The 26,879-nt window shown below is 68.7% G+C and carries 27 protein-coding genes and 1 pseudogene; 10 read left to right on the forward strand and 18 right to left on the reverse strand.

Features of this window, described 5'->3' with window-relative positions:
- Positions 1 to 266, forward strand: a pseudogene (groEL, locus tag ACK4MH_RS07515) (chaperonin GroEL); the annotation flags it as partial.
- Between the two features lie 250 nt (positions 267 to 516).
- On the opposite strand, the gene ACK4MH_RS07520 reads toward groEL, so the two are convergent.
- The gene (locus tag ACK4MH_RS07520) at positions 517 to 1,245 is read right to left on the reverse strand and encodes a glycosyltransferase family 2 protein (protein ID WP_409716688.1); all 729 of its coding nucleotides are present in this window, start codon (positions 1,243 to 1,245) and stop codon (positions 517 to 519) included.
- Positions 1,246 to 1,321: 76 nt separating this feature from the next.
- Between ACK4MH_RS07520 and ACK4MH_RS07525 the strand changes: the two genes are divergently transcribed.
- The 3 genes from ACK4MH_RS07525 (at position 1,322) to ACK4MH_RS07535 (ending at position 4,422) form a co-directional block, all read left to right on the forward strand.
- Positions 1,322 to 3,001, forward strand: a complete 1,680-nt coding sequence (locus ACK4MH_RS07525) for an ArnT family glycosyltransferase (RefSeq protein WP_409716690.1) — start codon at positions 1,322 to 1,324, stop codon at positions 2,999 to 3,001.
- Complete coding sequence (locus ACK4MH_RS07530) at positions 3,001 to 3,915, forward strand: hydroxymethylglutaryl-CoA lyase (RefSeq protein WP_409716692.1); 915 nt, start codon at positions 3,001 to 3,003, stop codon at positions 3,913 to 3,915. The genes ACK4MH_RS07525 and ACK4MH_RS07530 overlap by 1 nt, the downstream gene beginning before the upstream one ends.
- 84 nt (positions 3,916 to 3,999) lie before the next feature.
- Positions 4,000 to 4,422: a hypothetical protein gene (locus tag ACK4MH_RS07535; protein WP_135195569.1), complete on the forward strand. Its 423-nt coding sequence runs from the start codon at positions 4,000 to 4,002 to the stop codon at positions 4,420 to 4,422.
- Positions 4,423 to 4,744: 322 nt separating this feature from the next.
- Here ACK4MH_RS07535 and ACK4MH_RS07540 read toward each other — a convergent pair whose 3' ends face one another.
- From ACK4MH_RS07540 to trhA, 3 genes are all read right to left on the reverse strand, one after another.
- Positions 4,745 to 5,098, reverse strand: coding sequence for a hypothetical protein (locus tag ACK4MH_RS07540; protein ID WP_409716694.1), 354 nt, complete (start codon positions 5,096 to 5,098; stop codon positions 4,745 to 4,747).
- On the reverse strand, positions 5,095 to 5,721 hold the full coding sequence (phaR, locus tag ACK4MH_RS07545; protein ID WP_409716696.1) for a polyhydroxyalkanoate synthesis repressor PhaR: 627 nt from the start codon (positions 5,719 to 5,721) through the stop codon (positions 5,095 to 5,097). Before phaR ends, ACK4MH_RS07540 begins: the two co-directional genes overlap by 4 nt.
- Positions 5,722 to 5,832: 111 nt before the next feature.
- Positions 5,833 to 6,549 carry a PAQR family membrane homeostasis protein TrhA gene (gene trhA, locus ACK4MH_RS07550; RefSeq protein WP_409716698.1) on the reverse strand — a complete coding sequence of 239 codons (717 nt, stop codon included), beginning with the start codon at positions 6,547 to 6,549 and terminating at the stop codon, positions 5,833 to 5,835.
- A gap of 160 nt (positions 6,550 to 6,709) precedes the next feature.
- Between trhA and ACK4MH_RS07555 the strand changes: the two genes are divergently transcribed.
- Positions 6,710 to 7,885: an acetyl-CoA C-acetyltransferase gene (locus ACK4MH_RS07555; protein ID WP_409716700.1), complete on the forward strand. Its 1,176-nt coding sequence runs from the start codon at positions 6,710 to 6,712 to the stop codon at positions 7,883 to 7,885.
- Positions 7,886 to 8,059: 174 nt separating this feature from the next.
- On the opposite strand, the gene ACK4MH_RS07560 is transcribed toward ACK4MH_RS07555, so the two are convergent.
- Together ACK4MH_RS07560 and htpX are read right to left on the reverse strand one after the other, a co-directional pair.
- Positions 8,060 to 9,664 carry a M20/M25/M40 family metallo-hydrolase gene (locus ACK4MH_RS07560; protein WP_409716702.1) on the reverse strand — a complete coding sequence of 535 codons (1,605 nt, stop codon included), beginning with the start codon at positions 9,662 to 9,664 and terminating at the stop codon, positions 8,060 to 8,062.
- Between the two features lie 96 nt (positions 9,665 to 9,760).
- Complete coding sequence (gene htpX / locus ACK4MH_RS07565) at positions 9,761 to 10,735, reverse strand: zinc metalloprotease HtpX (RefSeq protein WP_409716704.1); 975 nt, start codon at positions 10,733 to 10,735, stop codon at positions 9,761 to 9,763.
- Between the two features lie 96 nt (positions 10,736 to 10,831).
- On the opposite strand from htpX, the gene ACK4MH_RS07570 reads away from it, so the two are divergent.
- Together ACK4MH_RS07570 and ACK4MH_RS07575 are read left to right on the forward strand one after the other, a co-directional pair.
- Entirely contained in the window at positions 10,832 to 11,089 is a 258-nt protein-coding gene (locus ACK4MH_RS07570) for a DUF1674 domain-containing protein (protein WP_409716706.1), read from the forward strand.
- A 98-nt stretch (positions 11,090 to 11,187) separates the two neighbouring features.
- Positions 11,188 to 12,393 carry a hypothetical protein gene (locus tag ACK4MH_RS07575; protein WP_409716708.1) on the forward strand — a complete coding sequence of 402 codons (1,206 nt, stop codon included), beginning with the start codon at positions 11,188 to 11,190 and terminating at the stop codon, positions 12,391 to 12,393.
- A gap of 48 nt (positions 12,394 to 12,441) precedes the next feature.
- Here the strand turns inward: ACK4MH_RS07575 and pyrF are convergent, their stop codons facing one another.
- Positions 12,442 to 13,173: an orotidine-5'-phosphate decarboxylase gene (pyrF, locus tag ACK4MH_RS07580; protein ID WP_409716710.1), complete on the reverse strand. Its 732-nt coding sequence runs from the start codon at positions 13,171 to 13,173 to the stop codon at positions 12,442 to 12,444.
- A gap of 83 nt (positions 13,174 to 13,256) precedes the next feature.
- Between pyrF and ACK4MH_RS07585 the strand changes: the two genes are divergently transcribed.
- Positions 13,257 to 13,952 carry a MarC family protein gene (locus ACK4MH_RS07585; protein ID WP_135194479.1) on the forward strand — a complete coding sequence of 232 codons (696 nt, stop codon included), beginning with the start codon at positions 13,257 to 13,259 and terminating at the stop codon, positions 13,950 to 13,952.
- A 3-nt stretch (positions 13,953 to 13,955) separates the two neighbouring features.
- Here ACK4MH_RS07585 and ACK4MH_RS07590 read toward each other — a convergent pair whose 3' ends face one another.
- On the reverse strand, positions 13,956 to 14,354 hold the full coding sequence (locus ACK4MH_RS07590; RefSeq protein ID WP_409716712.1) for a metallopeptidase family protein: 399 nt from the start codon (positions 14,352 to 14,354) through the stop codon (positions 13,956 to 13,958).
- A 130-nt stretch (positions 14,355 to 14,484) separates the two neighbouring features.
- On the opposite strand from ACK4MH_RS07590, the gene ACK4MH_RS07595 reads away from it, so the two are divergent.
- A complete protein-coding gene (locus ACK4MH_RS07595; RefSeq protein ID WP_409716714.1) occupies positions 14,485 to 16,806 on the forward strand; it encodes an ATP-binding protein in 2,322 nt (773 codons plus the stop codon).
- A 1-nt stretch (position 16,807) separates the two neighbouring features.
- Here the strand turns inward: ACK4MH_RS07595 and ACK4MH_RS07600 are convergent, their stop codons facing one another.
- Both ACK4MH_RS07600 and ACK4MH_RS07605 read right to left on the reverse strand, forming a co-directional pair.
- Entirely contained in the window at positions 16,808 to 18,454 is a 1,647-nt protein-coding gene (locus ACK4MH_RS07600) for a M28 family metallopeptidase (protein WP_409716716.1), read from the reverse strand.
- A gap of 37 nt (positions 18,455 to 18,491) precedes the next feature.
- Positions 18,492 to 19,721 (reverse strand): NAD(P)/FAD-dependent oxidoreductase, encoded by a 1,230-nt coding sequence (locus tag ACK4MH_RS07605; protein ID WP_409716718.1) that lies wholly within the window; start codon positions 19,719 to 19,721, stop codon positions 18,492 to 18,494.
- A gap of 64 nt (positions 19,722 to 19,785) precedes the next feature.
- On the opposite strand from ACK4MH_RS07605, the gene greA reads away from it, so the two are divergent.
- Positions 19,786 to 20,265, forward strand: a complete 480-nt coding sequence (gene greA / locus ACK4MH_RS07610; protein WP_409716720.1) for a transcription elongation factor GreA — start codon at positions 19,786 to 19,788, stop codon at positions 20,263 to 20,265.
- On the opposite strand, the gene ACK4MH_RS07615 is transcribed toward greA, so the two are convergent.
- The 8 genes from ACK4MH_RS07615 to tsaB are packed head-to-tail and all read right to left on the reverse strand — an operon-like array spanning position 20,262 to position 26,870.
- Positions 20,262 to 20,666 carry a helix-turn-helix domain-containing protein gene (locus tag ACK4MH_RS07615; RefSeq protein ID WP_409716722.1) on the reverse strand — a complete coding sequence of 135 codons (405 nt, stop codon included), beginning with the start codon at positions 20,664 to 20,666 and terminating at the stop codon, positions 20,262 to 20,264. The genes greA and ACK4MH_RS07615 overlap by 4 nt on opposite strands.
- A gap of 15 nt (positions 20,667 to 20,681) precedes the next feature.
- The gene (gene lnt, locus ACK4MH_RS07620; RefSeq protein ID WP_409716941.1) at positions 20,682 to 22,271 is read right to left on the reverse strand and encodes an apolipoprotein N-acyltransferase; all 1,590 of its coding nucleotides are present in this window, start codon (positions 22,269 to 22,271) and stop codon (positions 20,682 to 20,684) included.
- A 52-nt stretch (positions 22,272 to 22,323) separates the two neighbouring features.
- Positions 22,324 to 22,773, reverse strand: a complete 450-nt coding sequence (gene ybeY, locus ACK4MH_RS07625) for an rRNA maturation RNase YbeY (RefSeq protein ID WP_409716724.1) — start codon at positions 22,771 to 22,773, stop codon at positions 22,324 to 22,326.
- Positions 22,770 to 23,756 (reverse strand): PhoH family protein, encoded by a 987-nt coding sequence (locus ACK4MH_RS07630; RefSeq protein ID WP_409716726.1) that lies wholly within the window; start codon positions 23,754 to 23,756, stop codon positions 22,770 to 22,772. Before ACK4MH_RS07630 ends, ybeY begins: the two co-directional genes overlap by 4 nt.
- Positions 23,756 to 25,192, reverse strand: a complete 1,437-nt coding sequence (gene miaB / locus ACK4MH_RS07635; protein ID WP_409716728.1) for a tRNA (N6-isopentenyl adenosine(37)-C2)-methylthiotransferase MiaB — start codon at positions 25,190 to 25,192, stop codon at positions 23,756 to 23,758. Before miaB ends, ACK4MH_RS07630 begins: the two co-directional genes overlap by 1 nt.
- A gap of 44 nt (positions 25,193 to 25,236) precedes the next feature.
- Positions 25,237 to 25,722, reverse strand: coding sequence for a Fur family transcriptional regulator (locus ACK4MH_RS07640; protein ID WP_159847368.1), 486 nt, complete (start codon positions 25,720 to 25,722; stop codon positions 25,237 to 25,239).
- 27 nt (positions 25,723 to 25,749) lie between these two features.
- Entirely contained in the window at positions 25,750 to 26,193 is a 444-nt protein-coding gene (gene rimI, locus ACK4MH_RS07645) for a ribosomal protein S18-alanine N-acetyltransferase (protein WP_409716730.1), read from the reverse strand.
- On the reverse strand, positions 26,190 to 26,870 hold the full coding sequence (gene tsaB / locus ACK4MH_RS07650; protein ID WP_409716732.1) for a tRNA (adenosine(37)-N6)-threonylcarbamoyltransferase complex dimerization subunit type 1 TsaB: 681 nt from the start codon (positions 26,868 to 26,870) through the stop codon (positions 26,190 to 26,192). Before tsaB ends, rimI begins: the two co-directional genes overlap by 4 nt.
- Positions 26,871 to 26,879: the final 9 nt, after the last annotated feature.

Here is a 26,879-nt window from a genome sequence, read left to right on the forward strand (position 1 = left end):
AAGGCTCGATCGTCGTGGGCAAGGTGCTGGAAAACAGCTCCGCCACCTACGGCTTCAACGCCCAGACGGAAGAGTACGGCGACCTGGTCGCCATGGGCGTGATCGACCCGGCCAAGGTGGTTCGCACCGCCCTGACCGACGCCGCCTCGGTGGCCTCGATCCTGATCACGACCGAAGCGGCCGTCGCCGACGCCCCCAAGAAGGGCGGCTCCGGCGGCGCCCCCGACATGGGTGGAATGGGCGGCATGGGCGGCATGGACTTCTAAGTCCAAGTCCTCCGACGCTGAGAATGCAGAAGGGCGGGGTCGCGAGACCCCGCCCTTTTTGTTTGGCTCACTTCCCTGTTCGCGAAGGCGAAAGGGGAGGGCAGGCGGTCGCGTCAGCGAGCGCCAGGAGGGGGCGACCGGGTGTCAGAAGCGGGCAGGGCCATCACCATAGTCCGCGTCGCCCCCTCCTGATCGCTACGCGATCTGTCTCCCCATCGGCCTGCGCCGATGGGGAGGTGAGGTTATTGTCTCAGAACTCCGAAATCGCACCCGGCCGGCGCGAACGGGTCTTCAGCCACATGACGCCCAGCAGGTCCGAGAAGGACGCCCGAAGCCGGCCCCAGTTGGTGTATTTCGAACGGCCGACCTCGCGGTGACGGTGGTCCACGTCCAGATACTGGTTCCTGAACCCCTCGCGGATCATCAGGGCCGGCAGGTAGCGGTGGATGTGATCGAAGTAGGGCAGGCGCAGGAAGACGTCGCGGCGGAAGGCCTTCAGTCCGCAGCCGGTGTCGTCGGCGTCGTCGCCCAGTAATTTGCGGCGGATGCGGTTGGCCCAGATCGAGGCCTGGCGCTTGGCCTCGGTGTCCTGACGCTTGGCGCGACGGCCGCCGACCAGACCCACGTCGGCGGGGGCGGCCAGCAGGGCGTCGACCAGGCGCGGCGCGTCGGCCGGCGGGTTCTGGCCGTCGCCGTCCATGGTCACGACGACCGGCGCACGAGCGGCGAGGACGCCGGTGCGGACCGCGCGGCTCTGGCCCGCATTGGTCCCGTGGGCCAGGACGCGTAGCGCCGGCAGTTCGGCCATGGCGGCCTTCAGCTCGGCCAGGGTCGCGTCTTTGGAGGCGTCGTCCACGAAGATCATCTCATAGGATCGTCCGTCGAAGGCGGCGGCGATCTCGCGCGCCAGGGGCACGGCGGCGCCGGCCTCGTCATGGACGGGAACGACGACGGAAATCTCGGGTGTCTCGACGGTCATCGCCGCTCCATAGAGGATAACGACGGCTTAGGGGAGACGGCTGACGACGGCGCGGTCGCCGTGTAAGGAGTCTGGAATGAAGACTTTTGATCTGGATGGCCGCATCGCCGGCTGGCGAGGCCCGCTCCTCGCGGCCCTGCTGACGCTGATCGCGGGCTTGCCTGGCCTGTTGCTCCTGCCGCCGCTGGACCGCGACGAGAGCCGTTTCGCCCAGGCCACGTCCCAGATGCTGGAAAGCGGCGACTATGTCGACATCCGCTATCAGGACGAGCCGCGCTGGAAGAAGCCGGTCGGCATCTACTGGATGCAGGCCGTCGCCGTCGGCCTGACCTCGGACGTCGAGGACCGCGAAATCGCGCCCTATCGCATCCCGTCCCTGCTGGGGGCGATGCTGGCGGCCTGGGCCGTGGCCTGGGCCGGGTCGGCCATGCTGGGCAGCCGCGTCGGCTTCTTCGGCGGGGCCATCATGGGGGCCACCTTCCTGCTGTCGACCGAGGCGGGGATCGCCAAGACCGACGCCATGCTGTGCGGGGCGACGACCCTGGCCATGGCGGCGCTGGCGCGCATCTATATGGCGACCAAGGCGGGCGAACGAACGATCCGGCTGCACAAGCTGCTGTTCTGGATCGGCATCGGCCTGTCGATCCTGATCAAGGGGCCGATCGGGTTTCTGGTCGTGGCCCTGGCCATCATCGCCCTGTCGATCTGGGACCGGAACATAAAATGGCTCTATCGTCTCGGCTGGGGCTGGGGGCTGCCGCTGGTCGCCCTGATGGTCGGGCCGTGGGCCATCGCCATCACCATCGCCACCGACGGCGGTTTCTGGCGCGAGGCCATCGGCGGGGATTTAGCGCCCAAGATCGCAGGCGCGCACGAAAGCCATTCGGGCTTCCCCGGCATGTATCTGCTGCTGGCGCCCCTGCTGTTCTTCCCCTCCACCCTGCTGCTGCCCGCTGCGGTCTCGACCGGCTGGAGGCGGCGGGCCGAGCCGGCGATCCGGTTCCTGGTCTGCTGGCTGGTGCCCGGCTGGCTGATGTTCGAACTGGCCCCGACCAAGCTGTGGCACTACACCCTGCCGACCTTCGGGGCGCTGGCCCTGCTGGCGGCGGCCGCCCTGGCCCAGCCCATCGGCAAGGCCTCACGCATCACCGGCGCGGTGCTGGCGGCGTTTGCGGCCCTGCTGGTCATCGGCATCACCGTCTATGGGCTGACGGTCTATGGCACGTCGACGGCCCAGACCTGGGCGGCGCTGACGGTGGTCATGGCGCTGGCGGCGGGGGCGATGGGGGGCTTCCTGTTGCTGAACCGGGCGCCGGTCGCGGCGCTGGTCGCCTCGCTGGCCTTCGGCATCGTGGCCCATGCGGCCCTGGCCGGCACGATCCGGCAACTTCGGCCGCTGGCTGTCGCGCCCCAGCTTGAAAAGGCGCTGGAGGCGGCTGACCTGCATCCGCGCCAGGGCCGCACGCCGGGGCCGGTGGCGATCACGGGTTTCCATGAACCCAGCTTCGTCTTCCTGACCGGGCGCGACACCGATCTGACCGACGCGCAAGGCGCCGCTCAGGCCCTGGCCGAGGGACGTCCGGCTATCGTCGAGGGGCGGGACGCCGACGCCTTTCGCGCTGCGGCCGCGCGCCTGGGCGTCTCTGGCCGTGCGGTCGGGACGGTCAACGGCTTCAACTATTCGGGCGGGGACGAGGTCAGCCTGACCGTCTATGCGCCGCCGCCCCGGAACGGGTCGGGCGCAGGAGGCTCGTGATGGGCCGGTTCATCCAGATCGTCGAGGTCGGTCCGCGCGACGGGCTGCAGAACGAGAAGGCCGTGCTGGAGCCCGCCGTCCGCGCTGATCTGGTGCGGCGGCTGGAAGGGGCGGGGGCGAAGCGGATCGAGGCCGTCTCCTTCGTCCATCCCAAATATGTGCCGCAGATGGCCGGCGCCGAAGAGGTCATGGCCGCCCTGCCGCATGAGGCGGGCCGCAGCCGCATCGGCCTGGTTCTGAACGGCAAGGGTTATGACCGGGCGCTGGCGACCGGGGTGGACGAGGTCAATGTCTCCGTCGCCGCCACCGACGGCTTCGGCCTGAAGAACCAGGGGCTGGCGGTGAAGGATCAGCTGGCCATACTGGGCGACATCGTCGCCCGGCGGCACAATGCGGAGGCGTCAGAGGGCGCGCCGTCCCTGTCGGCCATGATCTCCTGCGTCTGGGGCTGTCCATTCGACGGCGAGGTGTCGGTGGATCAGGTCGCAGACATGGTCGGGGCCATCGCCGAGATGGGCGTAGGCGAGATCGGCCTGGCCGACACCATCGGCGCGGGCGATCCCTGGGCGGTGACGCGCAAGGTCGAGGCGGCGAAGGTCGCAGCGCCGGACGCGACCCTGCGCCTGCATTTCCACGACACCCGCAACACCGGCCTGGCCAACGCCTATGCGGGGGTCGAGGCGGGGATCGACGTGCTGGACGCCTCGGTCGGCGGCATCGGCGGCTGTCCGTTTGCGCCGGGCGCCACGGGCAATATCGCCACCGAGGACCTGGTCTATATGCTGACGCGGGGCGGGTTCGAGACGGGCTATGATCTGGACGCCCTGATCGCTGCGGCGCGCTGGATCGGCGAGGCCATCGGCCGGCCGGCGCCGTCGGCGCTCAGCCGTGCGGGCGGTTTTCCTAGGGATTGAGCCGGCGATGGCGGGCGACGAAGAACGGCGCTATTCATGATGAACAAGCGTGGCCGTCAGGTCGGGCGCGAAGAGGGACCGACCATGCTGATCGCCATTCCGCTGCTGCTGATCCCCGTGGTGCTCTATAATATCGTGGTGCTGTTCGGCGGATCGGGCGGCGGCGCGGTCGTTCAGGCGGACGCCTTGCTGCGCGATCCATTGTTCTCGATCACCATGACTTCGGGCGCGCAATGGACCATTGGGTCGGGCGACCTGATCCTGTTTTTGGGCCTGATCCTGCTGTTCTTCGAGCTGGTGAAGTCGACGTCCAGCCAGCGGGTCGCCATCATCAATCACGCCCTGTCGATGATCCTGTTCATCGCCGTGTTGGTGGAGTTCCTGCTGCTGCCCGGCTTTGCGACCTCGACCTTCTTCCTGATCGTGATCATGATCCTGCTGGACGTGCTGGCCGGCTTCATCGTGACGATCATCTCGTCACGCAAGGATTTCGATTTCGGAACCTGATTCATGCCCGTCACCCTCGGGCTTGTCCCGAGGGCCCACGGCGGCGCTTACCGGACGGACGCGCATTGAGGCTTGTGAGCCCCATTTATCCGTCGCGTCCTGCCTAAACGTAGGCCCTCGGGACAGGCCCGAGGGTGACGGACTTGGGTGGCTTGTTTGCCTCAAGTAGCGCGAAGCGCGGTAGGCCCTACGAAAAAGCCGTGAAGATCAGGGCGACCACGGCGACGTCGAATAATTTGGCGGTGAGGGCGAAGACGGCGGGCATGGGCGGGTCCGGCTGAGGGCGATCTGCCGCGCCTCCAGCAAACCTCGTGCCGCCGGATCAGATTTCGGTCTTGGCCGCCTTGCCCGCAACCGGACGACGCTCGGCCGCGCCGGAATATTCGGTTGCGAGATAGGCGGAGCGCGCCGCATCCAGCACCGGCGGGCCGCCGCGCAGGCCGCGCTTCTGTCCGCTCTGGCCCATCTGCTGGGCGACGAAGGCGGCGGCGCCCGGCTCGATCGCCGGGAGGACGGCAGCTCTTGCCGGGGCAGGCTGGGGCTCGACGACCTCGGGCGCATCGACCGGCACCAGGGCGCGTGAGGCCGAAAGGGCGCGCCGCTCGCGTTCGCGGCGGTCGCCTTCGCGACGATCCACGCGCTCCGGCCCGCCCACAGCCTGGATCCGGTCGGTCATTTGGGCTTGCCGCCCGCCAGCTTGTCGATCTGGCGGCGCATCTCGTCCATCTGGCGGCGCATTTCGTCCAGGGCGTCGGGCGCCTCGGCGGGCGGGGCCGCGTCCGGCTTGGTCTCGGGCGTCGCCGTCGGTTCGGCGCGCGGATAGCCGAAGGCCGGGAACATCTGCATGGCGCGCTCGAACATCGCCATGTTCGCCTTGGCCGTCTCCTCGATCAGGGTCGCGCCCGAGCCTGTGCCGAAGGCGCGGCCGATCTGGCTGGCGAACTGTTCCTGCTGGCGGCCGAAGTTGGCCAGCGACATCTCCAGATAGGAGGGCAGGACGCCCTGCATCGACCCGCCGTAAAAGCCGATCAGCTGGCGCAGGAACTGAACCGGCAGCAGGGCCTCGCCCCGGCTCTCTTCCTCGAAGATGATCTGGGTCAGAATCTGGCGGGTCAGGTCGTCGTTGGTCTTGGCGTCATAGACGACGAAATCAACGCCCTCACGCACCATGGCGGCTAAGTCTTCCAGCGTCACATAGGTGCTGGTCCGCGTATTGTAGAGACGGCGGTTCGCATACTTCTTGATGACGACCGCATTCGCCTCGTTCTTGTTTCCACCCTTGGTTTTTTCGTCAGCCACGCTTGTTCTCGCGATGTTGCAACGCGTCACTATCCCCCCTTGCGCGCCGAAGCGCCAGAGGCAGCCGCCAAAGCGGGGCGCCGCTGCGTCAATGCGCCGGGTGCAGACCGATCAGCCGTGGCTCATGGCCGGGGCCAGGACGACGCCGACCAGAACCGCCGTCCAATGCACCGTCGCGCCGGTGACGACGAACCCGTGCCAGATGGCGCGGCGGAACTTCACGCGCGGGCTGACGAAGACGAAGACGCCGGCCGTGTAAATCAGGCCGCCGATGACCAGCAGGGCCAAGGCGACGGGATGCACCGTCTCGACCATCGGCTTCAGGGCGGCGACCGCGAGCCAGCCGAAGACGACATAGACGCCGCTCCAGAACTTGTCCGAGATGCGCGGCGCGAACAGCTTCACCCCGGCGCCCATGAAGGCCAGGGTCCAGATCAGGGTGGTGAAGCCGACGGACCAGAGGCCCTCGAACCGCTGGGTCGTGAAGGGGGTGTAGCTGCCCGCGATCATCAGGAAGATGGCCGCCTCGTCCAGCCGCCGCAGCACGGGCCGCGCGGCGCAGGGGTTGGTCCAGTTATAGATGGTCGAGGCCGTCAACATGCCGACCAGGCACAGCGCATAGATGGCCGTCGCCATGACGCCGCCGATGCCGGTATAGACGCCCGCCAGACCCGCCAGGATGATGCCGCCGACCGCCGCCAGCATCAGGCCGACGACATGGACCCACAGGTCCGCCAGTTTCTCGGCGCGGGTCGGATAGTGCTCGATCATGTCCAGCTCGTCCGGCGTGCAGACGTGGGTGACGAGACGTTTCAGCGTGCGAAGCATGGCCCTTCCAATCCGTGGAACGCGTCTATCGTTCCCGGATAATGCGCCGACAGGATGACGATTGGCTGAATCCGGCCGGGCTCCTATCGTCGCAGGTGACGAACACGCTGCGATGCGGCAAAACGGCCACGCAGACCTATTCAGCAAAGAGTGAAATCCCATGACCGACGTCGTCATCGTTTCCGCCGCGCGCACGCCGGTCGGTTCTTTCCTGGGCGCCCTGTCGTCCCTGCCGGCCTCGAAACTGGGCGAGATCGCCATCAAGGCGGCGCTGGAGCGGGCCGGCGTCTCGGGCGACGAGGTGGACGAGGTGATCCTGGGTCACGTCCTTCAGGCCGCCGCCGGCCAGGGGCCCGCGCGCCAGGCCGCCGTTGGCGCCGGGGTGCGCAAGGAAGCCGCCGCCTGGAGCCTGAACCAGATTTGCGGCTCGGGCCTGCGCGCCGTCGCCATCGCCGCCCAACAGATTGCGCTCGGTGACGCCAAGATCGTCGTCGCCGGCGGTCAGGAGAGCATGAGCCAGGCGCCGCACGCGCAAGCCCTGCGCAACGGTCAAAAGATGGGCGACGTCGCCCTGATCGACACCATGGTCAAGGACGGGCTGTGGGACGCCTTCAACGGCTATCACATGGGCCAGACGGCCGAGAACATCGCCGACAAATGGTCGATCAGCCGCGAGGCCCAGGACGAATTCGGCCTGGCCAGCCAGCACAAGGCCGAGGCGGCCCAGAACGCCGGCAAGTTCGACGCCGAGATCGTTCCCGTCGTCATTCCCGGCCGCAAGGGCGACGTGACGGTCGACAAGGATGAATACATCCGCCACGGCGCGACGCTGGAGCTGATGCAGAAGCTGAAGCCCGCCTTCGCCAAGGACGGCAGCGTCACCGCCGCCAATGCGTCGGGCCTGAACGACGGCGCGGCCGCCCTGGTGTTGATGAGCGCGGATGAGGCCAAGGCGCGCGGGCTGGAGCCCTTGGCGCGCATCGCCTCCTACGCCACGGCCGGCGTCGATCCGTCGATCATGGGCACGGGGCCGATCCCGGCGTCGAAGAAGGCGCTGGAGAAGGCGGGCTGGAGCGTCGCCGATCTGGATCTGGTCGAATCCAACGAGGCCTTTGCGGCCCAAAGCCTGTGCGTGGTCAAGGAGCTGGGTCTCGATCCGGCCAAGGTCAACGTCAACGGCGGCGCCATCGCCATCGGCCATCCCATCGGCGCCTCGGGCGCGCGCATCCTGACCACGCTGCTGTTCGAGATGAAGCGGTCGGGCGCCAAGAAGGGCCTGGCGACCCTATGCATCGGCGGCGGCATGGGCGTGGCGATGTGCGTCGAGCGGGGGTGAGCCGATAAACGAAGTCCTTCTTCCAGAGGTAGAAGGTGGCCCGAGAGGCCGGATGAGGGGTGACTGTGCCGATCGCGTCGCACAGCGTAACCCCTCACCCTTTCGCACCAAGACCGATCGCTACGCTCTCGGGTGCTCAAGCCCTCTCCCAATGGGAGAGGGTAGGGCGATCTTTTAGTCCGCCGGGTATTCGAACGGATCGCTCGGCGTCGGCTGGGTCGGCAGCGGCATGCGCGGCAGGGGCTCGTCGCGGTTGGCGGCGTTCAGCAGGAAGCTGGCCAGGATGACGGCCGCCTGACGCAGGTCTTCGGCCTTCAGGTGGTCGTAGCTGTCGATGCTGGTGTGGTGCAGGCGGCTGGAATAGTCGAGCGGGTCCTGGATGAACTGATAGCCCGGCACGCCGACGGTCTGCATATAGACGTGATCGGTGCCGCCCGAGTTGCGCAGGGACACCGTCGTCGCGCCCATGCTGGCGAAGGGCGCCAGCCATTCCTGGAAGATCGGGGCGGCGGCGACATTGCCCTCGGCGTTGATGCCGCGGATCTTGCCAGAACCATTGTCCAGGTTGAAATAGGCGACCAGGTCGCGATAGCCCGCGCGCGGCTCGACGGGCCAGCGGCTGCGCCAGGTGCGGTTGTTCGACAGGCCCGCCAGCGTCGGATCGTTCGACGGCGCCCGCGTCGCCAGATGCTGATCGACATAGGCCAGCGAGCCCAGGATGCCTTGTTCCTCGCCGTTCCACAGGGCGAAACGGATGGTGCGCTTGGGTCGCACGTTCAGGGTTTTCAGGATGCGCGCCGCCTCCATGACGACCGCGCTTCCGGCCGCGTTGTCCACGGCGCCGTCCGAGGCGACCCAGCTGTCCAGGTGGGCGCCGGCCATGACGTATTCGGTCCCGCGCGCCGTGCCGGGGATGTCGGCCAGGATGTTGTAGGCGTTGACGTCCTCGTCGTGAAACCGGACCTCGCTGTTCAGCTCCAGCGTCGGCGGCGCATCGGTCAGGGCCAGGCGCGCCAGGCGCCGATAGTCCTCGGCCGCCAGCTCCATGCCCGCCAGCTTCGGGGTCGCGCCCACCTGATAGGTATAGCCCGTGCCGTGCAGAAGACCGCCGTCGCGCTGGGAAATCCGTACCCAGGCCAGGGCCCCCTGTTCGACCAGAAAGGCGTCCAGTTCATTGGCGAAGTTGACGGTCTTCAGCGAGCGTTCGATGGCGGCCGGCGAATGCTGCGGCTGGTTATAGACGTTGCGCTCGGCCAGCTCGGCGCTGGTCCATCGGCGGAAGGCCGGCTCGGTCGGCTCTGACCCCGTCCCCGGCTGGGACAGCATGACGATCTTGCCCGACAGCTTGCCGCGCCATTTGTCGAAGTCCTCGACCTTGGAGATCGGGGCCACGATCACGCCGCCGCTGATCGTTCCATTGGTCGAGGGCGTCCAGGCCACGGGAATGGCGCGCAGGTCCAGCGGACGCGGTGCGGTCATGCGGGCGCTGGAGCGGACGATGGACCAACCCCGGCCGAACTCGAACCCTTCGGCCCGGACATTGGACAGGCCGTAGTCGGTAAACTGCGCTTGAGCCCACCGTTCGGCCTCGCGCATCTGGGGCGAGTTGGTCATCCGCCCGCCGATCCGGTCGGTCAGATAAGCGGCGGTCTGCATCACCTGGCTGTGGTTCAGCCCCTGGTCGATGATGCCGTTGACGGCGACGCGGTCCACCGACTGGGCGGCGACGGGCGTGGCGAGAAGGGCGGCGGCGGATACGAAGGCGAGCAGACGTGACATGAGTTCCCCTGAACTGAACAGGGGCGCATCTGAGGCGATCCGCGTGCGCAGTGCAAACCGCAAAGACGACTCAGGCCGCGACGATCAGCCCCATGTTCAGCTCCAGGGGCCGCGCGGCTCGGTCGGCGTGGCGGGAACGCCGGTGGTCGAGGTCGTGAAGCCGGCGGCGGGGCGAGGCTGGGCCAGGTCCGGCGTTCGCGGGCGCAGCTGCATCCCCATCTTGGCGCCCAACTCCATCAGCGCCTTGACGCGATTGAGCGTCGCCGGGTGGGTCGAGAACAGGTTGTCGGCCCCGCGTCCCGCCAGGGGATTGATGATGAACATCTGGCCCGAGGCCGGATTGCGCTCGGCCGTTTGATTGGTGATCCGCTTGGCGTAGGCGTCGATCTTCTGCAGGGCGCTGGCCAGGGCCTGGGGGTCGCCCGCGATCTCGGCGCCGACGCGGTCGGCCTCGTACTCGCGGCCCCGGCTGATCGCCATCTGCACCAGACCGGCCGCCATGGGCGCCAGGATCATCAGGGCCAGGGTGCCGATGATCCCGCCCGGCCGTTCGCGGTCGTCTCCGCCGCCGAAGAACAGGGCGAAGTTGGCCAGGGCCGCGATGGCGCCGGCGATGGTCGCCGTCACCGTCATGATCAGGGTGTCGCGGTTCTTCACATGGGCCAGTTCGTGCGCCATCACCCCGCGCACCTCTTCGCGCGTCAGCATGTCGAGCAGGCCGGTGGTGGCGCAGACGGCCGCGTTCTCGGGATTGCGGCCGGTGGCGAAGGCGTTGGGCTGGTCGTTGGGAATGATGGCGACCTGGGGTTGGGGCAGGCCGGCGTCGCGGGCCATCTGGCGCACATCGGCGACGTAGTTTCGGACCACGGCGTTGGGGTGCTGCTCGTCGACCGGCTGGGCCCGGTACATCTTCAGCACGATCTTGTCGGCGTTCCAGTAGCTGAACAGGTTCATCCCGCCTGCAAACAACAGGGCGATCGCCATGCCGGTCGCGCCGCCGATCAGGCAGCCGACCCCTGCGAAAAGGGCCGTCATCGCCGCCAGCAGGATGAAGGTCTTCAGGTGATTCATCGCGGTTCCGTCACCCGATCCGGCCGCTGTGTCTGGCGTCACGGGTTTGATCCTCTATTTGAGAGAAGGCGCATCAAGCCTCAAGGGAGCCGCCCTGTGACCGAACATCCCACCCCCGGCCCGGACAAGGACGCCGAAACGGCTCCGACGACCCCGGTGTTCAACGCCGACGTGCCCCACGCCACGTCCGAACGGCCCGTCAGCGAGGCCGCCCGTCGCGCCCTTCAGGAGGCGGCCGATCGTCGCGCGGGCCAAGCGGCGGTTCAGCCGGACACGGAATACGGCGGCCCGTCCGGTCCCGAACCGACCCGTTTCGGCGACTGGGAAAAGAAGGGGTTGGCGGTCGATTTCTGACCCGCTGGTCCTGTAGGCGCGGGGAAAACGGTTAACCACGGCTTAAGAAACAGGCGCCGGATTTGCCAGTGCAGGGACAACTCAGAGGAGTCTGTCCCGTGACGATACAGTCGATACTTACTGCCGCATCGGCGGCTCTGCTGCTCTCGGCAGCGCCCGCTCTCGCCGGAGGGCCCGGAGGCCACGGCGGCGGATATGGCGGCGGCCATGGCGGTCAACCCGGCGGCTGCGGCGGCGGGTGCGGTGGCGGCGGCTACCAAGGCGGCGGCGGCTACCAAGGCGGTGGGGGCCACTACGGCGGCGGCAACTACAACGCCAACCACAACGTCAATGTGAACGTGAACGGCGGGGCCTACGCCAACGCCAATGCGAACGCTTATGCGGGCGCCTCCAGCTATTCGGCGATCAACGCCCGGTCCTATTCCAGCTCGTCCAGCTTCCAGCGCGGCTATGTCGGCGGCGGCACGACCTATGTCGGCAGCGGCGGCTATTCGGACGGCTATTACGTCGGTGGATACGGCGGCGGCGTGAGCACGACCTCGGTCCTGGTCGGACGGCCCCCTGTCAGCGCCCCGGTCGGCTATCCGGTCTATGGCTTTGGCCGCGACTATATCGGCTGGCGTCCCTATCAGCAGGGCCGCCCGGCCGACTGCAACTGCCGCCCGCCCGTTCGCCCGCCGGTGCGTTACGAGCAGCGCTATGAGCAGCGTTACGAGCAGAGCTACGTCGATCAGCCGCCGGTCTATGTCCAGGGCCCGCCGGTGCAGGTCGCGCCGCAGCGCATCTATGTCGCTCCGTCGCAGGTGAACTTCGCGCCGCCCCAGATCGAAATGGGACCGCCCACCTATATCGAGCAACCGCCCATCTATGTGCAGGCGCCGCCGGTCAACATCGGGCCTCAGCGCGTCCAGGTCGCCGCCTCTCAGGTGAACATGGCCCCGCCGCAGATCGAGACGGGCGGTCCCGTCTATGTGGATCAGGCCCCGGTCTATCTGCAGTCGGCCCCGGTCAACATCGGCCCGCAACGCATCCAGGTCGCCCCCGGCCAGGTGAACATGGCCCCGCCGCAGATCGAGACCGGCGGTCCGGTCTATGTCGATCAGTCGCCCGTCTATGTGCAGTCCGCGCCGGTCAACATCGCCCCTGCCCAGATCTACGTCGCCCCGCCGGAGGTGAACACCATGCCGCCTCCCCCTCCGCCGCCGCCTTCGGGCTACTACGGCGACCTGCCGCCGCCCGAAGCGCCCGCGCCCCACGCGCCGCCGCGCCACGGCTATGCCCAGGAGCCGGGCGAGCGGGGCTGATCGCCCTGCGGTAAATAATCGAAGACGAAAAGGTCGCCCTGGTCTGTCTCAGATCAGGGCGATCTGCTGTGCGATCTCCTGCGCCGCCGCGCGCGGATCGGCCGAGGCCGTGATCGGCCGGCCGATGACCAGATGGGTCGCGCCGGCTTCAAGCGCCGCCTGCGGTGTCGCCGCCCGCGCCTGGTCGTCCAGCGCGGCGCCGACCGGCCGCACGCCCGGCGTCACGATCAGGAAGTCCGGCCGTCCCGCCGCGATGGCCAGGGCGCGGGCGCGGGCCGCCTCGTGCGGGCTGGAGACGACGCCGTGGATCCCTGCGTCCAGCGCCTGACGCACGCGCATCTCGACCAGTCCGCCCGGCGACAGGCTGTGGTCGTCGGCCGACAGATCCTCGGCCGTCAGGCTGGTCAGGACCGTGACGCCCAGCACCTTCATGTTCGACCCGGCCGCGCCGCGCGCCGCCGCCGCCATCACCTGCGGTCGCGCATGGACGGTCAGCAGATCGCAGTCGGCATCCGCCAGGTTGGCCGTCGCCTTCTCCACCGTCGCGCCGATGTCGTGCAGCTTCCAGTCCAGGAAGATCTTGCGCCCCTGCGCCTTCAGCTCGCGCGCCAGGTCCATTCCGCCCACCGCGAACAGCTGGAGTCCGATCTTGTAGAAGCCCACCGCATCCTCGACCCGCGACACCAGGGCGGCGGCTTCGGCCGTCGTCGGCACGTCCAGGGCGCAGATGATCCGTTCGTCAGGTGCGCGATTCGGCGTCGCTGTGTTGGTCTGGGTCATCGACGGACTCGCGCTTAGCGGCTATGCCGGACATGAGGGCGCGTCGGCAGGGCGGCGTGATGGATTGAGGGCGAGGGCAGGCGATGAACGCAGTCGATTTGGGTGTCAACCTGTTCGTGACCCTGTTCGCCCTGCTGGACCCGATCGGCAATCTGCCGATCTTCGCCGCCGCGACGGCCGGGGCGACCCTGCGTCAGCGGATTTCGGTCTCGGCCCTGATCTGCGCCTTCGCCGCCGTCTTCCTGGCCTTCTTCCTGTTCACGGGCCTGGGCCTGCTGCAGTTCTTCGGCATTTCGCTGGCGGCGTTCCGGATCGCCGGGGGCATTCTGCTGCTTTTCCTGGGGCTGGACATGGCGCGCGGCGACTTCCTGGCCATGTTCGCCGACAAGGACGCGCTGGCCGACACCAAGGACGTGCGCGGCTATGCCCGCCGCCGGTTCCAGCGCCTGGTCGTGCCCTTCGCCATTCCGCTGATGATCGGCCCCGGCGCCATATCCGCCGTCATCATCCAGGCGGGCGAGGCGGCAAAGCTGGGTTATGCCGGGACCATGGGGTCGCTTGCCGCCATCACGGCCGCCTGCGCCGTCTCCTTCGTCTGTTTCGCCCTGACCGGGTCGCTCAGCCGCCTTCTGGGCGAGGTGGGCATGGCCATCATCGTGCGCGTGCTGGGCCTGATCCTGTGCGCCCTGGCGATCCAATTCATCCTGCTGGGCCTGGGCGAGGCCATTCCCGGCATGATCTCCGGCGCGGTGACCACCCCCTATCCGGCGGCGAAGTAGGCTTCAGTCCTCGTCGTCCTCGATGGCGTGGATGTCGTCATCGGTCAGGCCCAGGTGGTGGCCGATCTCGTGGATCAGGACGTGGGCGATCAGTTCGCCGATCCCCACGTCGCCGCGCTCGCACCATTCGTCCAGAATCGGCCGGCGATAGAGAAAGACCCGCGACGGCTCGGCCGCCGGCCCCAGGCTGTCGCGCCGACCGATATCGACGCCGTGATACAGGCCCGTCAGCTCGAACGGATCCTCGATCTCCATCTCCGCCAGCGTCGCCTCGTCGGCGAAGTCGTCGATGCGGATGACCACCTCGCCCGCCGCCTGTTTGAAAGGCCCCGGCAGGGCATCGAACGCCTCTTGCGCCAGCCTGGCGAAGTCGTCGAGGGAGGGGGCGATCGCGTCGGTCATGACAGCGATATCGCGGTCCCGAGGGGGCGGCGCAACAGGGCGCGATGACGCGATCACGAGACTGCCGCTTTTTCGCGCGCTTGGGGTATGGTTGCCGAATCGGGGCGCAGACCTTTCTCCAGGGACACGAATGGCCGAGGCCGACATCGCCTATGTCGCCACAGCGGGCGCAGCCGGACTGGCCATGGCCGTCAGCGCCTGGGCCTTGCTGTTGCGTGGACGGCTGAACGAGACGGCGGTCCAGGCCGAGCGCGAGCGGGTCGAGGCCCTGGCGGATCTCAGCCGTCACGACGCCATGCTGCGGGCCTTCGACGATGTCAGCCTGGCCCTGACGCCGGAGGGTCAGGCGGCCGGGGCGCCCATCGGTTCGGCCGAACTGATCGCGCGCCTGGCGGGCGACAGCGACGACGTCGGCGCCGCCGTCCTGGCCAAGCTCAAGATCACCCACGACGCCCTGATCGAGGCCCTGGTGCAGTCCGGCCAGGCCTTCGAGGGGCTGGTCGCGCTGGACGATGTCGAGCCGTGGCGGATCGAGGGGCGGGTCGCCGGCGGTTCGGCCTGGCTGCGGTTGTCGCCCGCGTCGCGTTTCACCCTGACCGGCGCCGATGCAATCGAAAGCGGCCTGGCCATGCTGGGCGACGCCTCGCCCATGCCGACCTGGGTCGTGGACGGGACCGGCAAACTGGCCTGGGCCAACCGCGCCTGGCTGGCCGAGATCAACGCCGAAACCATTGAAGCCGCCATCGAGGAAGGCCTGTCGTTCGACCGCGGGGCGGACGCTCTGGTCGCCGAGGCCGCGCGCCTGGGCGTGCGTCAGGAAGGCTTCCGCTGGACGACCGGCGGGGGGGCGCGCCGCGCCTGGCGCATCATCGCCGAACCGGCGGGCGGGGGCGCCGTCACAGCCTTCGCCATCGAGGTGACCGAGGCGGAAGAGACGCGCGACACCCTGCGCCGCCACGTCGAAGCCCATGACGAGACGCTGAACCATTTGGCCGACGCCGTCGCCATCTTCGGCCCGCAAAAGCGGCTGGCCTTCCACAACACCGCCTTCCAGACCCTGTTCGACATCGACGCGGCCTGGCTGGACGAACGCCCGACCCATGCCGAGCTTCTGGACCGCCTGCGCCAGCGTCGCAGCCTGCCCGAGGTCGTGGATTACGCCGGCTGGAAGGCGCGCGAGCTGGAATTCTATGGCGCGTCCGAGGCCTCGCCGGACGACAGCTGGTCCCTGCCGGATGGCCGCACCCTGCGTGTCGTGCGCCAGCCGCACCCGCTGGGCGGCATATTGCTGATCTTCTCGGACATCACCGACGAGCTGAAGCTGCGCAGCCGGTTCAACGCCCAGATCCAGGTCCAGCGCGCGACCCTGGACAAGCTGAACGACGCGGTCGCCGTGTTCGGCTCGGACGGGCGGCTGAGGCTGCACAACGAGGCGTTCGAGATCTTCTGGAACCTGTCGGTCGACCGGATCGCGGCGGCGTCGGACTTCGACGCCCTGGCCGAACTGTGCAAGGCGGTGCTGCCCGATCCGGCCCTGTGGCTGGGGCTGAAGGCGCGGGTCGCCGATCCCGATCCCGAAAGCCGCGTGGCGATTTCAGGCGAGGGCCGCACCGTCGATGGCCGCGTCGCCGCCTGGCAGACCCGGCCGCTGCCGGATGGTGCCACCCTAGTCGCCTTCTCGGACGTGACCGCCCGGCGCGGGCTGGAACAGGCCCTGGTCCAGCGCGAACAGGCCCTGGCCGAAAGCCAGGCGCTGAAACGCGAGTTCGTCGGCAGCGTCTCCTACGAGCTGCGCACCCCCCTGACGACCATCGTCGGCTATTCCGAACTGCTGGAGACCATGGGCGACCTGCCCGAACGCAGCCGCCAGCACGCCGGCGCCATCCGCATCGCCGCCAGCCAGCTGGCCCGCTCCATCGACGACGTGCTGGACATGGCCCAGATCGACGCAGGCGAGATGGAGCTGTCTCTGGGCGATATGCGCGTCAGCGACCTGCTGAGCCAGGCGGCCGAGAAGGTTCGTGCGCGGGTCGAGGGACGCGGCGCGACCCTGACCGTCTCCTGTCCCGCCGACCTCAAGCCGATCCGCGCCGACGAACACCGCATCGGCCAGGCGCTGGATCATCTGCTGGAAAACGCCGCCCGCGCCGTGTCCGAGGGAGGGGCGGTGGAGCTGAAGGCCGAGACCGGCGCAGCCGAGGTCCGCCTGACCGTGTCCGACACCGGGCGCGGCATCCCCTATCACCTGCAGGCCCACGTCTTCGACCGCTTCGTACGACGTGAACGCGGCGGCCCCGGCGTGGGCCTGGCCCTCGTCAAGGCTCTGGTCGAGCTGCACGGCGGCTGGGCCGAGGTCGAGAGCGAGCCGGGCAAGGGCGCCGCCTTCATCCTGCACCTGCCGCTGGGCGCATCGACGACCGCCGCCGCGCCCGAGCTTCAGCTGGAACTCTGAGCTAGCGCCGCGACGCCTTGGACGCATCGCGCGCCGGGCCGAACTCGGCGCCCGCGTTCCATTCCGGCCATTGATCGCTGTCCGCCAGTTCACGTCCAACGGCGTAGATCAGGGCTGTGTCGGCGGCTGCGGCGTCCATCTTCCAGGTCGCATCCCATTCGTCCGTAGGCTGATGATAGCGGTTCTGGACATAGTCGCGGCTGGCGGCGCTGGCGCCGGTGAAGCCCGCGGCCGGGAACAGGGCCGGCACGCCCCTCAACGCCAGGGGGAAGTGGTCCGAGCGATAGAAGGCTCCGGCCTGGGGCGCCGGATCGGCGATCAGGGTGCGGCCGGCCTGGGTCGCGTGGCGGGCCAAGACATCGTCCAGCTGGTTCTTGCCCTTGCCGATGACGACGACGTTGGGGTCGATCTCGGTCCCCGGCAGCAGGCTGTCGACGTTGATGTTGGCGACCGTGGTCTCCAGCGGCCAGACCGGATTGGCGGCGTAATAGGTCGAGCCCAAGAGGCCCGCCTCCTCGCCCGACCAGGCGGCGAAGACGACCGACCGTTTGGGGCGCGGACCGTCGGCGAAGGCGTGGGCCAGTTCCAGCAGGGCGGCGACGCCGGTCGCATTGTCCACCGCCGCATTATATATCTTGTCGCCCTCGGCGTTCGGGGTGCCGACGCCGTAGCCGTCCCAGTGGGCCCCGTACATCACGGTCTCGTCCGGGCGTTCGGCGCCGGGGATGCGGGCGATGACGTTCTTGGTCTCCACCTTGTCGGCGATCTGGCCGAAATCCACGCTCATGGTCAGGCCGGGCAGGACGACGGGCTTGAAGTCGGCGCTGCGGGCGCTGTCCTTCAGGGCGGCGAAGTCTAGGCCGGCGGCGGTGAACAGTTCCTCGGCCTTGGCCCGCTGGATCCAGCCCTGGAAGGGCGCGCGCTCGGCGTCGGGATCGGCGCGGACGATGTCGAACTTGGGCGCGGCCGACGAATTCTGCAGCACCGACCAACCATAGCCGGCGCCGTCAGTCTCGTGGACCACCAGCACGCCCGCGGCGCCGCGACGGCCCGCCTCCTGGAACTTGTAGGTCCAGCGGCCATAGAAGGTCATGGCGGCGCCGTCGAACTTGCCCGCCACCGGATCGCCCTCGGGCGCCTGGAAGTCGGGATCGTTGACCAGGACGACGATGACCTTGCCGCGCACGTCCACGTCCTTGAAGTCGTCCCACTGACGCTCCGGCGCGGTCGCGCCATAGCCGACGAAGACCACGGGCGCGTCGGTCACGGTGATGTGGTCGGTGGGCCTGTCGCTGGAGACAAGCACGTCCGGTCCGCGCTCCAGGCTGATCGTTCTGCCGCCGACGGTCGCGGCGACGGTCGCCGGGCCGTCCTGGCGCGTGCGCGACAGATGGGCGATCTGGACGAATGCCCCGTCCGGCCCGCCGCCCTCGGCGCCCGCAGCGCGGAACTGTTCGACCAGCCAGGCGACGGTCTTCTCCTCGCCCGGCGAGGCGGGGGCGCGGCCCTCGAATTCGTCCGAGGCCAGCACCCGCACCGATTCGTTCATCCGCGCGGCGTCGATGTTCGGCGCGGCCTCCTGCGCCAGGGCGGGAGAACAGGCCATGATCAGGGCGAGGGTGGAAACGGCATGCATGGTGTGGCGCATCGGAAACTCCTAATCGAACCGCCCGACCCTGCCTTTCTCAGTCCCGGCTGTCGAGCCAGTCGATGACGCCGGATGCGGCGACCACGCCTGAGGCGAAGCTGGCCTGAAGCAGATAACCGCCGGTCGGCGCCTCCCAGTCCAGCATTTCTCCGGCGACGAAAACGCCCGGTCGCGCCTTCAGCATCAGCCGTTCGTCCACGCCGTCCAGCGCCACGCCGCCCGCCGACGAAATGGCCCGTTCCAGCCCCTGTACGCCCGTCAGGGTCAGCGGCATGGCCTTGATCCGTTCGGCGATGGCGCGGGGCGACGCGGGCAGGGGGCCGGCTTCGTACAGCAGGGCGACGGCGGCGGGATCAAGCCCGACCGCCTTGCGCAGATGGTTCGACAGGCTGGCCTTGCCGCGCGGCTGGGACAGACGTTCGGTCAGCCGCCCGGTCGCCACGTCGGGCTTCAGGTCGATCCGAATCTGCGTCATTCCATCCGCCTCGACCGCCGCGCGCAGCACGGCCGACAGGGCGTAGACGGCGCCGCCTTCGATGCCGTAGCGGGCGATCATCGCCTCGCCGCGCGCCGTTCTGTCGCCGTGGGTGATGGCGACGCCCTTCAGCGGTTGGCCGGCGAACCGGCCGCGCAAAAGCCCAGACCAGGCGACGTCGAACCCGACGTTCGCGGGCCGGAACGGCGCGACGGCTGCGCCGGCTGCTTCGAGCCACGGCGCCCAGGCCCCATCGGAGCCGAGACGCGGCCAGCTGGCGCCACCCACGGCAAGGATCACGGCGTCGGGCGTCTCCAGTCGTTCGCCGTCCGGCGTCTCGAACGCCAGCGCCCCGTCGCGCCAGCCGGTCCAGCGCGAGCGGGTGCGGATCTCGACGCCCAACCCCTCCAGCCGCGCCAGCCAGGCCCGCAATAGCGGAGAGGTCTTCATCGCCTTGGGAAACACCCGGCCGCTGGACCCGACGAAGGTCTCCTGTCCCAGGGCCTCGACCCAGGCGGTCAGGTCGGCAGGCGTAAACCGGTCGATCCAGGCGGCGGCCGTCGGCTGGGCCGAGCCATAACGGGTGGTGAACCGATCCAGCGGTTCTGAATGGGTCAGGTTGAGCCCGCCGCGCCCGGCCATCAGCATCTTGCGGGCGACCGACGGCATCCGCTCGTGCACCACCACGGCCGTTCCCGCTTGCGCCAGCCGCTCAGCGGCCATCAGTCCGGCGGGACCGGCGCCGATCACATCGACAGTTCGGGAGGGCGTCGGGCGAGGGGACTGTTGCATGGCGTCGCTTTGCGCGCTTGCGGCGGCGCTGGCTATAGGCGGCAGCGTCGCTATGTTCCGTACCATGAGCGTTGCATTCACCCGCGAAGAAGATCTTGAGGCCACCGCCGCCGACCTGGCGGACCGCCCGATCTCGCCCCATCCCAATCTGGTCACGCCGCAGGGTCTGGCGATGATCGAGGTCGAACTGGCGTCCGCGCGCGCCGCCTATACCGCCGCCCAGGTGAAGGGTTCCATCGAGAGTGACCGGACGGCGATGGCGCGCGCGACGCGCGATCTTCGCTACTGGTCCGCCAGGCGGGCCTCGGCCCAGCTGGTAGAGCCGACGCAGGACGAGGGGGCCGTGCGGTTCGGCGGCTCGGTCTCGATCGAACGCGAGGACGGTCGTGCCCAGACCTGGCGCATCGTCGGCGAGGACGAGGCCGATCCGGCCGCCGGCTCGGTCAGCCATGTCTCGCCCCTGGCCCGAGCCGTCGTAGGCAAGCGGGTCGGCGACGAGGTGATCGTTGCGGGTCAGTCGGCCGAGATCGTCGCGGTCGGCTAGGCTTCTTCGTCGCCCAGCATCTCGCGCATCATGTCCAGGATCAGCTTCTGCTTGCGCGGCGGCAGGCGTGGCGCGAGGCGGCTGATCTCGACGCTATTCTTGGTCGGCTTGTGCTCATGGTCGAAGGCGGGCGCCGCCTCTTCGGCCATGCCCGGCTGGGCGCCGGCGTAGCCTTCGAAGAAGAAGGGGATGCCGACCTTCATGAAATCGGCCATTTCGAACAGTTTCGAGGCCGAGACGCGGTTGGTGCCCTTCTCGTACTTCTGGACCTGCTGGAAGCTGACGCCGACGGCCTTGGCGAGGGCGGTCTGGGTCAGGCCCAGGTCCAGACGCTTTTCCTGAACGCGACGGCCGACATGGCGATCGACGGGATGCGTATCCTCGTCCTTCTCACGCGCCATCCGGGTTCCCCTGCTTCAGATCGCCAACCGATTCGAGCGAACCCTAGATCGTAAAATCAACGGCCACAAGGATAGGAGGAACGCCGCTAGAGCAGCCAAGAAGAACGGCCAGTCGCCGAACCGGCCATAGGGCGTGATGCCGGTCGGGCGCGGCAGCGGCGCGTCGATCACCCCCATGACGCCGGGGTCCAGCCGTTGGCCGTCCACGATCCGGCCCCAGGGGTCGATCATGGCCGAAATCCCCGTCGGCGTGGCCCGCGCGATGGGCAGGCCGGTCTCGATGGCGCGATAGCTGGCCAGGTTCAGATGCTGGCGCGGACCAGACGTCGCGCCGAACCAGGCGTCGTTGGACGCATTGACGATCCACTCGGGCCGCCCCGCCGCGCCGGGCGTGAAACCGGGATACAGGCTCTCGTAGCAGATCAGCACTTGGGCCGGCGGCGCGCCGGGGAAAGAGATCGGCGCCGGCGTCGGTCCGGCGGAAAAGTCGCTGGGCATATGCACCAGGCTGCGCAGGCCGATGGACGTCATGATCGAGCCCAGCGGCAGATATTCCCCGAACGGCACCAGTCGGTGCTTGTCATAGACGGCCGCGACCCTCAGGCCCGCCCCGCCTTCATCGGCCAGGGCGAACAGGCTGTTGTAGTAACGGCCGCCCTCCGGCGCCGTCGGGTCCGCTTCGCCGCGCGCCAGACCCATCAGCAGGGTCTGTCCGGGCCGCAAGGCGCCGGCGATGGCCTGGGCGTCGGCCGAAGCGAAGACATCGTTGGCCGAGGCGGGCAGGGCGCCCTCAGGCCAGACCACGACATCGGGTGTGCGCGCCGCCGCCTGACCCGTCAGGGCGACATAGCGATCGACGATGGAGCGATAGGCCTCGGGCGACCATTTGGTCTCCTGCTTCACATCGGCCTGGACCAGACGGACGACCGTATCGGTGAACTGCAGGTTCGACTGCGCCAGCCTGACGGCGCCGAACGTCCCGACGGCGATCAGGGCCAGCGCCCCAAGGCCGGCGGAAATCAGTCGGCTGCGCTTGGCGCCCGGTCCAATCAGCGGGGCGAAGGCTGCCGTCGCGGCGACCGTCACGAGGCTCAATCCATAGACGCCGACGACCGAGGCGAACTGGGACATGCCGCCGCCCGCGCGCCAGGTCGCGCCGGCCGGGTTCCACGGAAAGCCGGTCAGCACATGGCCGCGCAGCCATTCGGCGGCGCAGAACAGGGCCGCGAACAACAGCACCCGAACCGCGCCCAGCGGCGCCCAGCGACGATACAGGGCCATCGCCGTCCCCCAGAACAGCCCCAGGCCAGCGGGCAACAGGCTGGCGGCGAAGGGCGCCATCCACGCCTGTTCGGGATTGACGAAGAAGGCCTCGGCCACCCACCAGCAGCCGATGAAGAAGTAGGCGAAGCCCGCCAGCCACCCCATCCAGAAGGCGCCGCGCACCGTGTCGGACCGTTCCGACAGGATCATCAGCAGCGGATAGCCCAGCAAGCCGATCAACACCCCGAACGGCGGATGGGCCAAGGCCGTCCCGGCGCCGGCCAGCAGCGCCAGGGCGATGCGGATCAGACGCCAGGTCAGGGCGCGTTTCTTGTCGGGCATGGCCCGGATCGGGGCGGCGAAACGGTCGAGCAGGGCGTCGGGAAACATAGAGTCAGTCCTGCTGCTCGGAGGCGTAGGGGTCGGCGACGCCGATCTGGGCCAGGATTTCGCGCTCCTCGGCCTCCATCTCCTCGGCCTCGGCGTCGTCCTCGTGGTCGCGACCCAGCAGGTGCAGCACGCCGTGAACGACCAGATGGCTCAGATGGTCGGCCAGGGTCTTGCCCTGGGTTTGGGCTTCAGTCGCGCAGACGCCGTAGGCCAGGACGATGTCGCCCAGATGCGGCGCGGCGTTGTCCGGCGCGGGGAAGGACAGGACGTTGGTCGGCCTGTCCTTGTCGCGAAACCGGGCGTTCAGCTCGCGAACGCTTTCGTCGTCGGTCAGCAGGACGACGATGTCGCCCTCGACGGCGCTCAGGGCCGCCTTGGCCGCCCTGTCCACCACGGCCTCGGCGTCCGGTACGGCGCCGGTCCAGGCCTCGGCCTCGAATTCAATCTCGATCATGCGGGGTCTTCGATATCCGGGGCGGGACGGCCCTTCGCCGCGTCGGCGTCATAGGCGCGCACGATCCGCTCGACCATGGCGTGGCGCACGACGTCCGAGGCCTCGAACTTCAGGATGCCGACGCCCTTCACCCCGTCGAGGATGCGGAGGGCGTGGGCCAGGCCGCTGTCGCGCGGGTTCAGCAGGTCGATCTGCGACGGGTCGCCGGTGACCACCATGCGCGCGCCCTCGCCCAGGCGCGTCAGCACCATCTTCATCTGCAGACGCGAGGTGTTCTGGGCCTCGTCGACGATGACGAAGGCGTGGCTGAGGGTACGGCCGCGCATGAAGGCGATGGGCGCCGCCTCGATCTCGCCCTTGTCACGGCGGCGCTGCACGTCCTCGGCGCCCAGAATGTCGTTCAGCGCCTCCCAGATCGGGGCCAGATAGGGATCGACTTTTTCGTTCAGGTCGCCGGGCAGGAAGCCCAGTTTCTCGCCCGCCTCGACCGCAGGGCGGGTGATGACCAGACGGTCCACCTGCCCACGCCGCAGAAGCGAGGCGCCATAGGCGGCGGCCAGGAAGGTCTTGCCGGTGCCGGCCGGGCCGACGCCGAAGCTGAGTTCGCACCGCCCCAGCATGTCCAGATAAGCGGCCTGGGCCTTGGTCTTTGGCACGATGGACCCGCGCTTGCCGCCCGGAAGCGACACGCCCGCCGCTGCCATGCCCGGCGTACCCTTGCCGCCCCGCGCCTGACCCAGGGCCGCGCGCACGTCGGCCTCTGTGACCTCGGCGCCCAGGGCGGCACGCTTGGCCAGGTCTTCGATCACCTGGCGCGCATCGGTGCGGTCGCGCGTGCCGCCGTTGACCGAAACCCCGCCGCCCGGCGCCTCGACCAGCACCTTGAAGGCGTCCTCGATCAGGGCGACGTGACGACTGTTCGGCCCGACGACCGCACGCAGTTCGGCGTCATTCAACGGGACGAATTCGGACTCACGCGCCACTAGGCCGCCTTTTCTTTTTGGGCTATCGCCTCGCGCGCGGCGCTCGGCTGCATGAGCCCATTCGGGATTAACCGGCCCATCAGACTGTTCTGCTGGCCCGCAACGATCTCGACCGGAACGATCTGTCCGATCAGATGATCCGCGTCATCGACGTGGACCGATTGCAGATATGGGGATCGACCGATCGCTTGGCGACGGTGGCCGTGTCGGCCGGGCTTGTCGAACAGCACATTCAGGGTCCGGCCCGCCTGGGCGAGGTTGAAGGCGGTTTGCTGTTCGGTCAGCAAAGCGATCAGCCGGTGCAGCCGTTCCTTGGCGACTTCCGGCTCGACCTGTTTGCCCATGCCGGCGGCGGGCGTGCCCGGACGCGGCGAATAGGCGAAGGCGAACGCCCCCGCGTAGTTCACGCGATGCACCAGATCCAAGGTGTCCTCGAACTCCTTGTCCGTCTCGCCGGGGAAGCCGACGATGAAGTCGCCCGCGATGGCGATGTCCGGCCGTGCGGCGCGAATCCGGTCGATCAGGTCGAAATACTTCTGGCGGCCGTGCTTCCTGTTCATCAGCCGCAGGATTCGGTCCGAACCCGCCTGCACCGGCAGGTGCAGATAGGGCATCAGGGCGTCCAGATCGCCATGCGCGGAGATCAGTTCGTCGGCCATGTCGTTGGGATGGCTGGTCGTATAGCGGATGCGGTCCAGGCCGGGGATGTCGGCCAGGGCATAGGCCAGTTCGGCCAGGGTCGCCTTCTTCCCATCCGGCCGCTCGCCGTCATAGGCGTTGACGTTCTGGCCCAGCAGGGTGACCTCGCGCACGCCGCGCCCGGCCAATTGCCGCGCCTCTTCCAGCACCGAGGCCATCGGCCGCGACCATTCGGCGCCGCGCGTATAGGGCACGACGCAGAAGGTGCAGAACTTGTCGCAGCCCTCTTGCACCGTCAGGAAGGCGGTCGGGCCTTCGGTAAAGCGGGCGGCCGGCAAGGCGTCGAACTTGTCGTCGGGGGCGAAGTCGGCGCCGATCCGTTCGCCGCGCGCCCGCGCCGTGCGGGTCAGCAGTTCGGGCAGCTGGTGATAGGCCTGGGGGCCGACGACGATGTCCACGGCGGGCTGGCGACGCATGATCTCCTCGCCCTCGGCCTGGGCGACGCAGCCGGCGACGGCGATGGTCAGGTCCCCGCCGGTCTCGCGTCGGACGTCGCGCATCTCGCGCAGCTTGCCCAGCTCGGAGTAGATTTTCTCGGCCGCCTTCTCGCGGATGTGGCAGGTGTTCAGGATGACGAAGTCGGCGGCCTTCACATCGTCGGTGACGGCATAGCCCAGCGGGCGCAGCACATCGGCCATGCGCTCGGAGTCATAGACGTTCATCTGACAGCCGTAGGTCTTGATGAACAGACGCTTCTCGGGCGTCGTCTCGACTTGGGGAGCCAGGGTCTCGGTCATTGCGGGCTTATGATCGCCCGCACGCGCCCCGACAAGACGGGCGTTCAGCCTGCATCCACATCGGCGGGATCGACCCGGGCGGCGTGGCGGGTGAAAATCAGGCCTTCGCGCTTGGACGGCTCGGCGCCCTCGATCGCAACGCCGTAAAGCTCCAGCTTGTGGCCGATCAGCTGGAAGCCCAGCCGTTCCGCGATCTCGGACTTCAGGCGTTCGATCTCGGCGTCGAAGAATTCGATCACCTCGCCCGACTTGGTGTCGATCAGGTGGTCGTGGTGATCGTCGCCCGCCTCTTCATAGCGGCTGCGGCCGTCGCCGAAGTCATGCTTCTCGACCACGCCCGCCTCTTCGAACAGGCGCACGGTGCGATAGACGGTGGCGATCGAGATGTGGGGGTCGATGGCCGAGGCGCGGCGGTACAGCTCCTCGACATCGGGGTGGTCTTCGGCGTTCGACAGCACGCGGGCGATCACCCGACGCTGTTCGGTCATACGCATGCCGCGGTCGGCGCAGAGTTTTTCGATCCGGTCCATGGTCCTAGAATAGGGGCTAGGATCGCATCAGGGAAGCGGCACGTTGGCCTGATCCGCATAGAGATCGTGGCTCATCACCACAGCGTCCGTCCGAGACCCGTCGGCGGCCGCATAATAGGCCTTTCGACGGCCGATCTGACTGAATCCCGCGCGGTCATAAAGGGCGCGGGCGGGGGCGTTGTCCTCTGCGACTTCCAGGAACAACCGTGCGGCGCCGCCCTTCGTCGCGGCGACGGCCGCCTCTTCGACCAGGCGGCGGCCGAGGCCCTGACGGCGGGCCTTTGGAAGGACCGCCAGGGTCAGGATTTCAGCCTCGTCCAGCACGATGCGGATCAGGATGAAGCCGTCGGTTTCCGCGATCGCAACGACGCCAGGCTGGGACATCAGGTCGGCGAACTCGCGCGCGCTCCAGGGCGCCGCAAAGGCCTGGGCGTGAAGGGCGGCGAGGGCGGCCGGGTCCGATGCGGTCATGACGCCGGTTGGCGGGGCTGACCCGGCAGGCGGCTGGGCGGGGTGGCGTCGGGCGCGCGTAGGTAGAGCGGGCGGGGGGGATGCATCGCCGGATCTGCGGCGGCGGCGAGACGAGCCAAGGCTTCCGGCGACGGGGCGACGCGGTCGTCGATACGGGCGAGCTTCAGGTTGGGGAAGGCCTCCGCCAGCACCGCTGCGCCATTGCCGACCAGGGCGACGTTTGGACGGATTTCGGCGACCCGTTGCGCTGCTTCCTCCAGCGAAAGGGCTTCGTCCGGTCCAAGCGCTGAGCCGTTCGTGAACAGTCGGGCGTAAACCTGACCCCGTCGCGCGTCGATCAGGGCTGCGACCGGCCCTGTCGCCTCCTCCAGCGAGGCGGCGAGGGCGTCCAGCGCGGAAATGCCGACAACGGGCCGATCCAGCGCCGCGCCCAGACCCTGAGCGAAGGCCAGGCCGACACGCAGGCCTGTGAACGACCCTGGTCCGACCGTGACGCCGATCCGGTCTAGGCTGTCGAAGCCGCCGCCCGCTTGCGCCATCACATCGCGAACCAGGCCGCCCAGCCGTTCCTGATGGCCCTTGGTCATCGGTTCGAACCGCACGGCCAGGGGACGGTCGTTCTCGAACACCGACGCCATGCAGGCGCCGAGCGCCGTATCGATCACCAGAAGTCTCATGAACGGCCT

It is taken from the genome of Brevundimonas sp. (assembly GCF_046295075.1).
Lineage (GTDB): Bacteria > Pseudomonadota > Alphaproteobacteria > Caulobacterales > Caulobacteraceae > Brevundimonas.

What these genes read in the sequence shown, in the direction of transcription:
- ACK4MH_RS07520 (WP_409716688.1), bottom strand. Translation starts at nt 1,245, where the DNA reads ATGACCGTCGAGACACCCGAGATTTCCGTCGTCGTTCCCGTCCATGAC.
- ACK4MH_RS07525 (WP_409716690.1), top strand. Translation starts at nt 1,322, where the DNA reads ATGAAGACTTTTGATCTGGATGGCCGCATCGCCGGCTGGCGAGGCCCG.
- ACK4MH_RS07530 (WP_409716692.1), top strand. Translation starts at nt 3,001, where the DNA reads ATGGGCCGGTTCATCCAGATCGTCGAGGTCGGTCCGCGCGACGGGCTG.
- ACK4MH_RS07535 (WP_135195569.1), top strand. Translation starts at nt 4,000, where the DNA reads ATGCTGATCGCCATTCCGCTGCTGCTGATCCCCGTGGTGCTCTATAAT.
- ACK4MH_RS07540 (WP_409716694.1), bottom strand. Translation starts at nt 5,098, where the DNA reads ATGACCGACCGGATCCAGGCTGTGGGCGGGCCGGAGCGCGTGGATCGT.
- trhA (WP_409716698.1), bottom strand. Translation starts at nt 6,549, where the DNA reads ATGCTTCGCACGCTGAAACGTCTCGTCACCCACGTCTGCACGCCGGAC.
- ACK4MH_RS07555 (WP_409716700.1), top strand. Translation starts at nt 6,710, where the DNA reads ATGACCGACGTCGTCATCGTTTCCGCCGCGCGCACGCCGGTCGGTTCT.
- ACK4MH_RS07560 (WP_409716702.1), bottom strand. Translation starts at nt 9,664, where the DNA reads ATGTCACGTCTGCTCGCCTTCGTATCCGCCGCCGCCCTTCTCGCCACG.
- htpX (WP_409716704.1), bottom strand. Translation starts at nt 10,735, where the DNA reads ATGAATCACCTGAAGACCTTCATCCTGCTGGCGGCGATGACGGCCCTT.
- pyrF (WP_409716710.1), bottom strand. Translation starts at nt 13,173, where the DNA reads ATGACCCAGACCAACACAGCGACGCCGAATCGCGCACCTGACGAACGG.
- ACK4MH_RS07585 (WP_135194479.1), top strand. Translation starts at nt 13,257, where the DNA reads ATGAACGCAGTCGATTTGGGTGTCAACCTGTTCGTGACCCTGTTCGCC.
- ACK4MH_RS07590 (WP_409716712.1), bottom strand. Translation starts at nt 14,354, where the DNA reads ATGACCGACGCGATCGCCCCCTCCCTCGACGACTTCGCCAGGCTGGCG.
- ACK4MH_RS07595 (WP_409716714.1), top strand. Translation starts at nt 14,485, where the DNA reads ATGGCCGAGGCCGACATCGCCTATGTCGCCACAGCGGGCGCAGCCGGA.
- ACK4MH_RS07600 (WP_409716716.1), bottom strand. Translation starts at nt 18,454, where the DNA reads ATGCGCCACACCATGCATGCCGTTTCCACCCTCGCCCTGATCATGGCC.
- ACK4MH_RS07605 (WP_409716718.1), bottom strand. Translation starts at nt 19,721, where the DNA reads ATGCAACAGTCCCCTCGCCCGACGCCCTCCCGAACTGTCGATGTGATC.
- greA (WP_409716720.1), top strand. Translation starts at nt 19,786, where the DNA reads ATGAGCGTTGCATTCACCCGCGAAGAAGATCTTGAGGCCACCGCCGCC.
- ACK4MH_RS07615 (WP_409716722.1), bottom strand. Translation starts at nt 20,666, where the DNA reads ATGGCGCGTGAGAAGGACGAGGATACGCATCCCGTCGATCGCCATGTC.
- lnt (WP_409716941.1), bottom strand. Translation starts at nt 22,271, where the DNA reads ATGCCCGACAAGAAACGCGCCCTGACCTGGCGTCTGATCCGCATCGCC.
- ybeY (WP_409716724.1), bottom strand. Translation starts at nt 22,773, where the DNA reads ATGATCGAGATTGAATTCGAGGCCGAGGCCTGGACCGGCGCCGTACCG.
- miaB (WP_409716728.1), bottom strand. Translation starts at nt 25,192, where the DNA reads ATGACCGAGACCCTGGCTCCCCAAGTCGAGACGACGCCCGAGAAGCGT.
- ACK4MH_RS07640 (WP_159847368.1), bottom strand. Translation starts at nt 25,722, where the DNA reads ATGGACCGGATCGAAAAACTCTGCGCCGACCGCGGCATGCGTATGACC.
- rimI (WP_409716730.1), bottom strand. Translation starts at nt 26,193, where the DNA reads ATGACCGCATCGGACCCGGCCGCCCTCGCCGCCCTTCACGCCCAGGCC.
- tsaB (WP_409716732.1), bottom strand. Translation starts at nt 26,870, where the DNA reads ATGAGACTTCTGGTGATCGATACGGCGCTCGGCGCCTGCATGGCGTCG.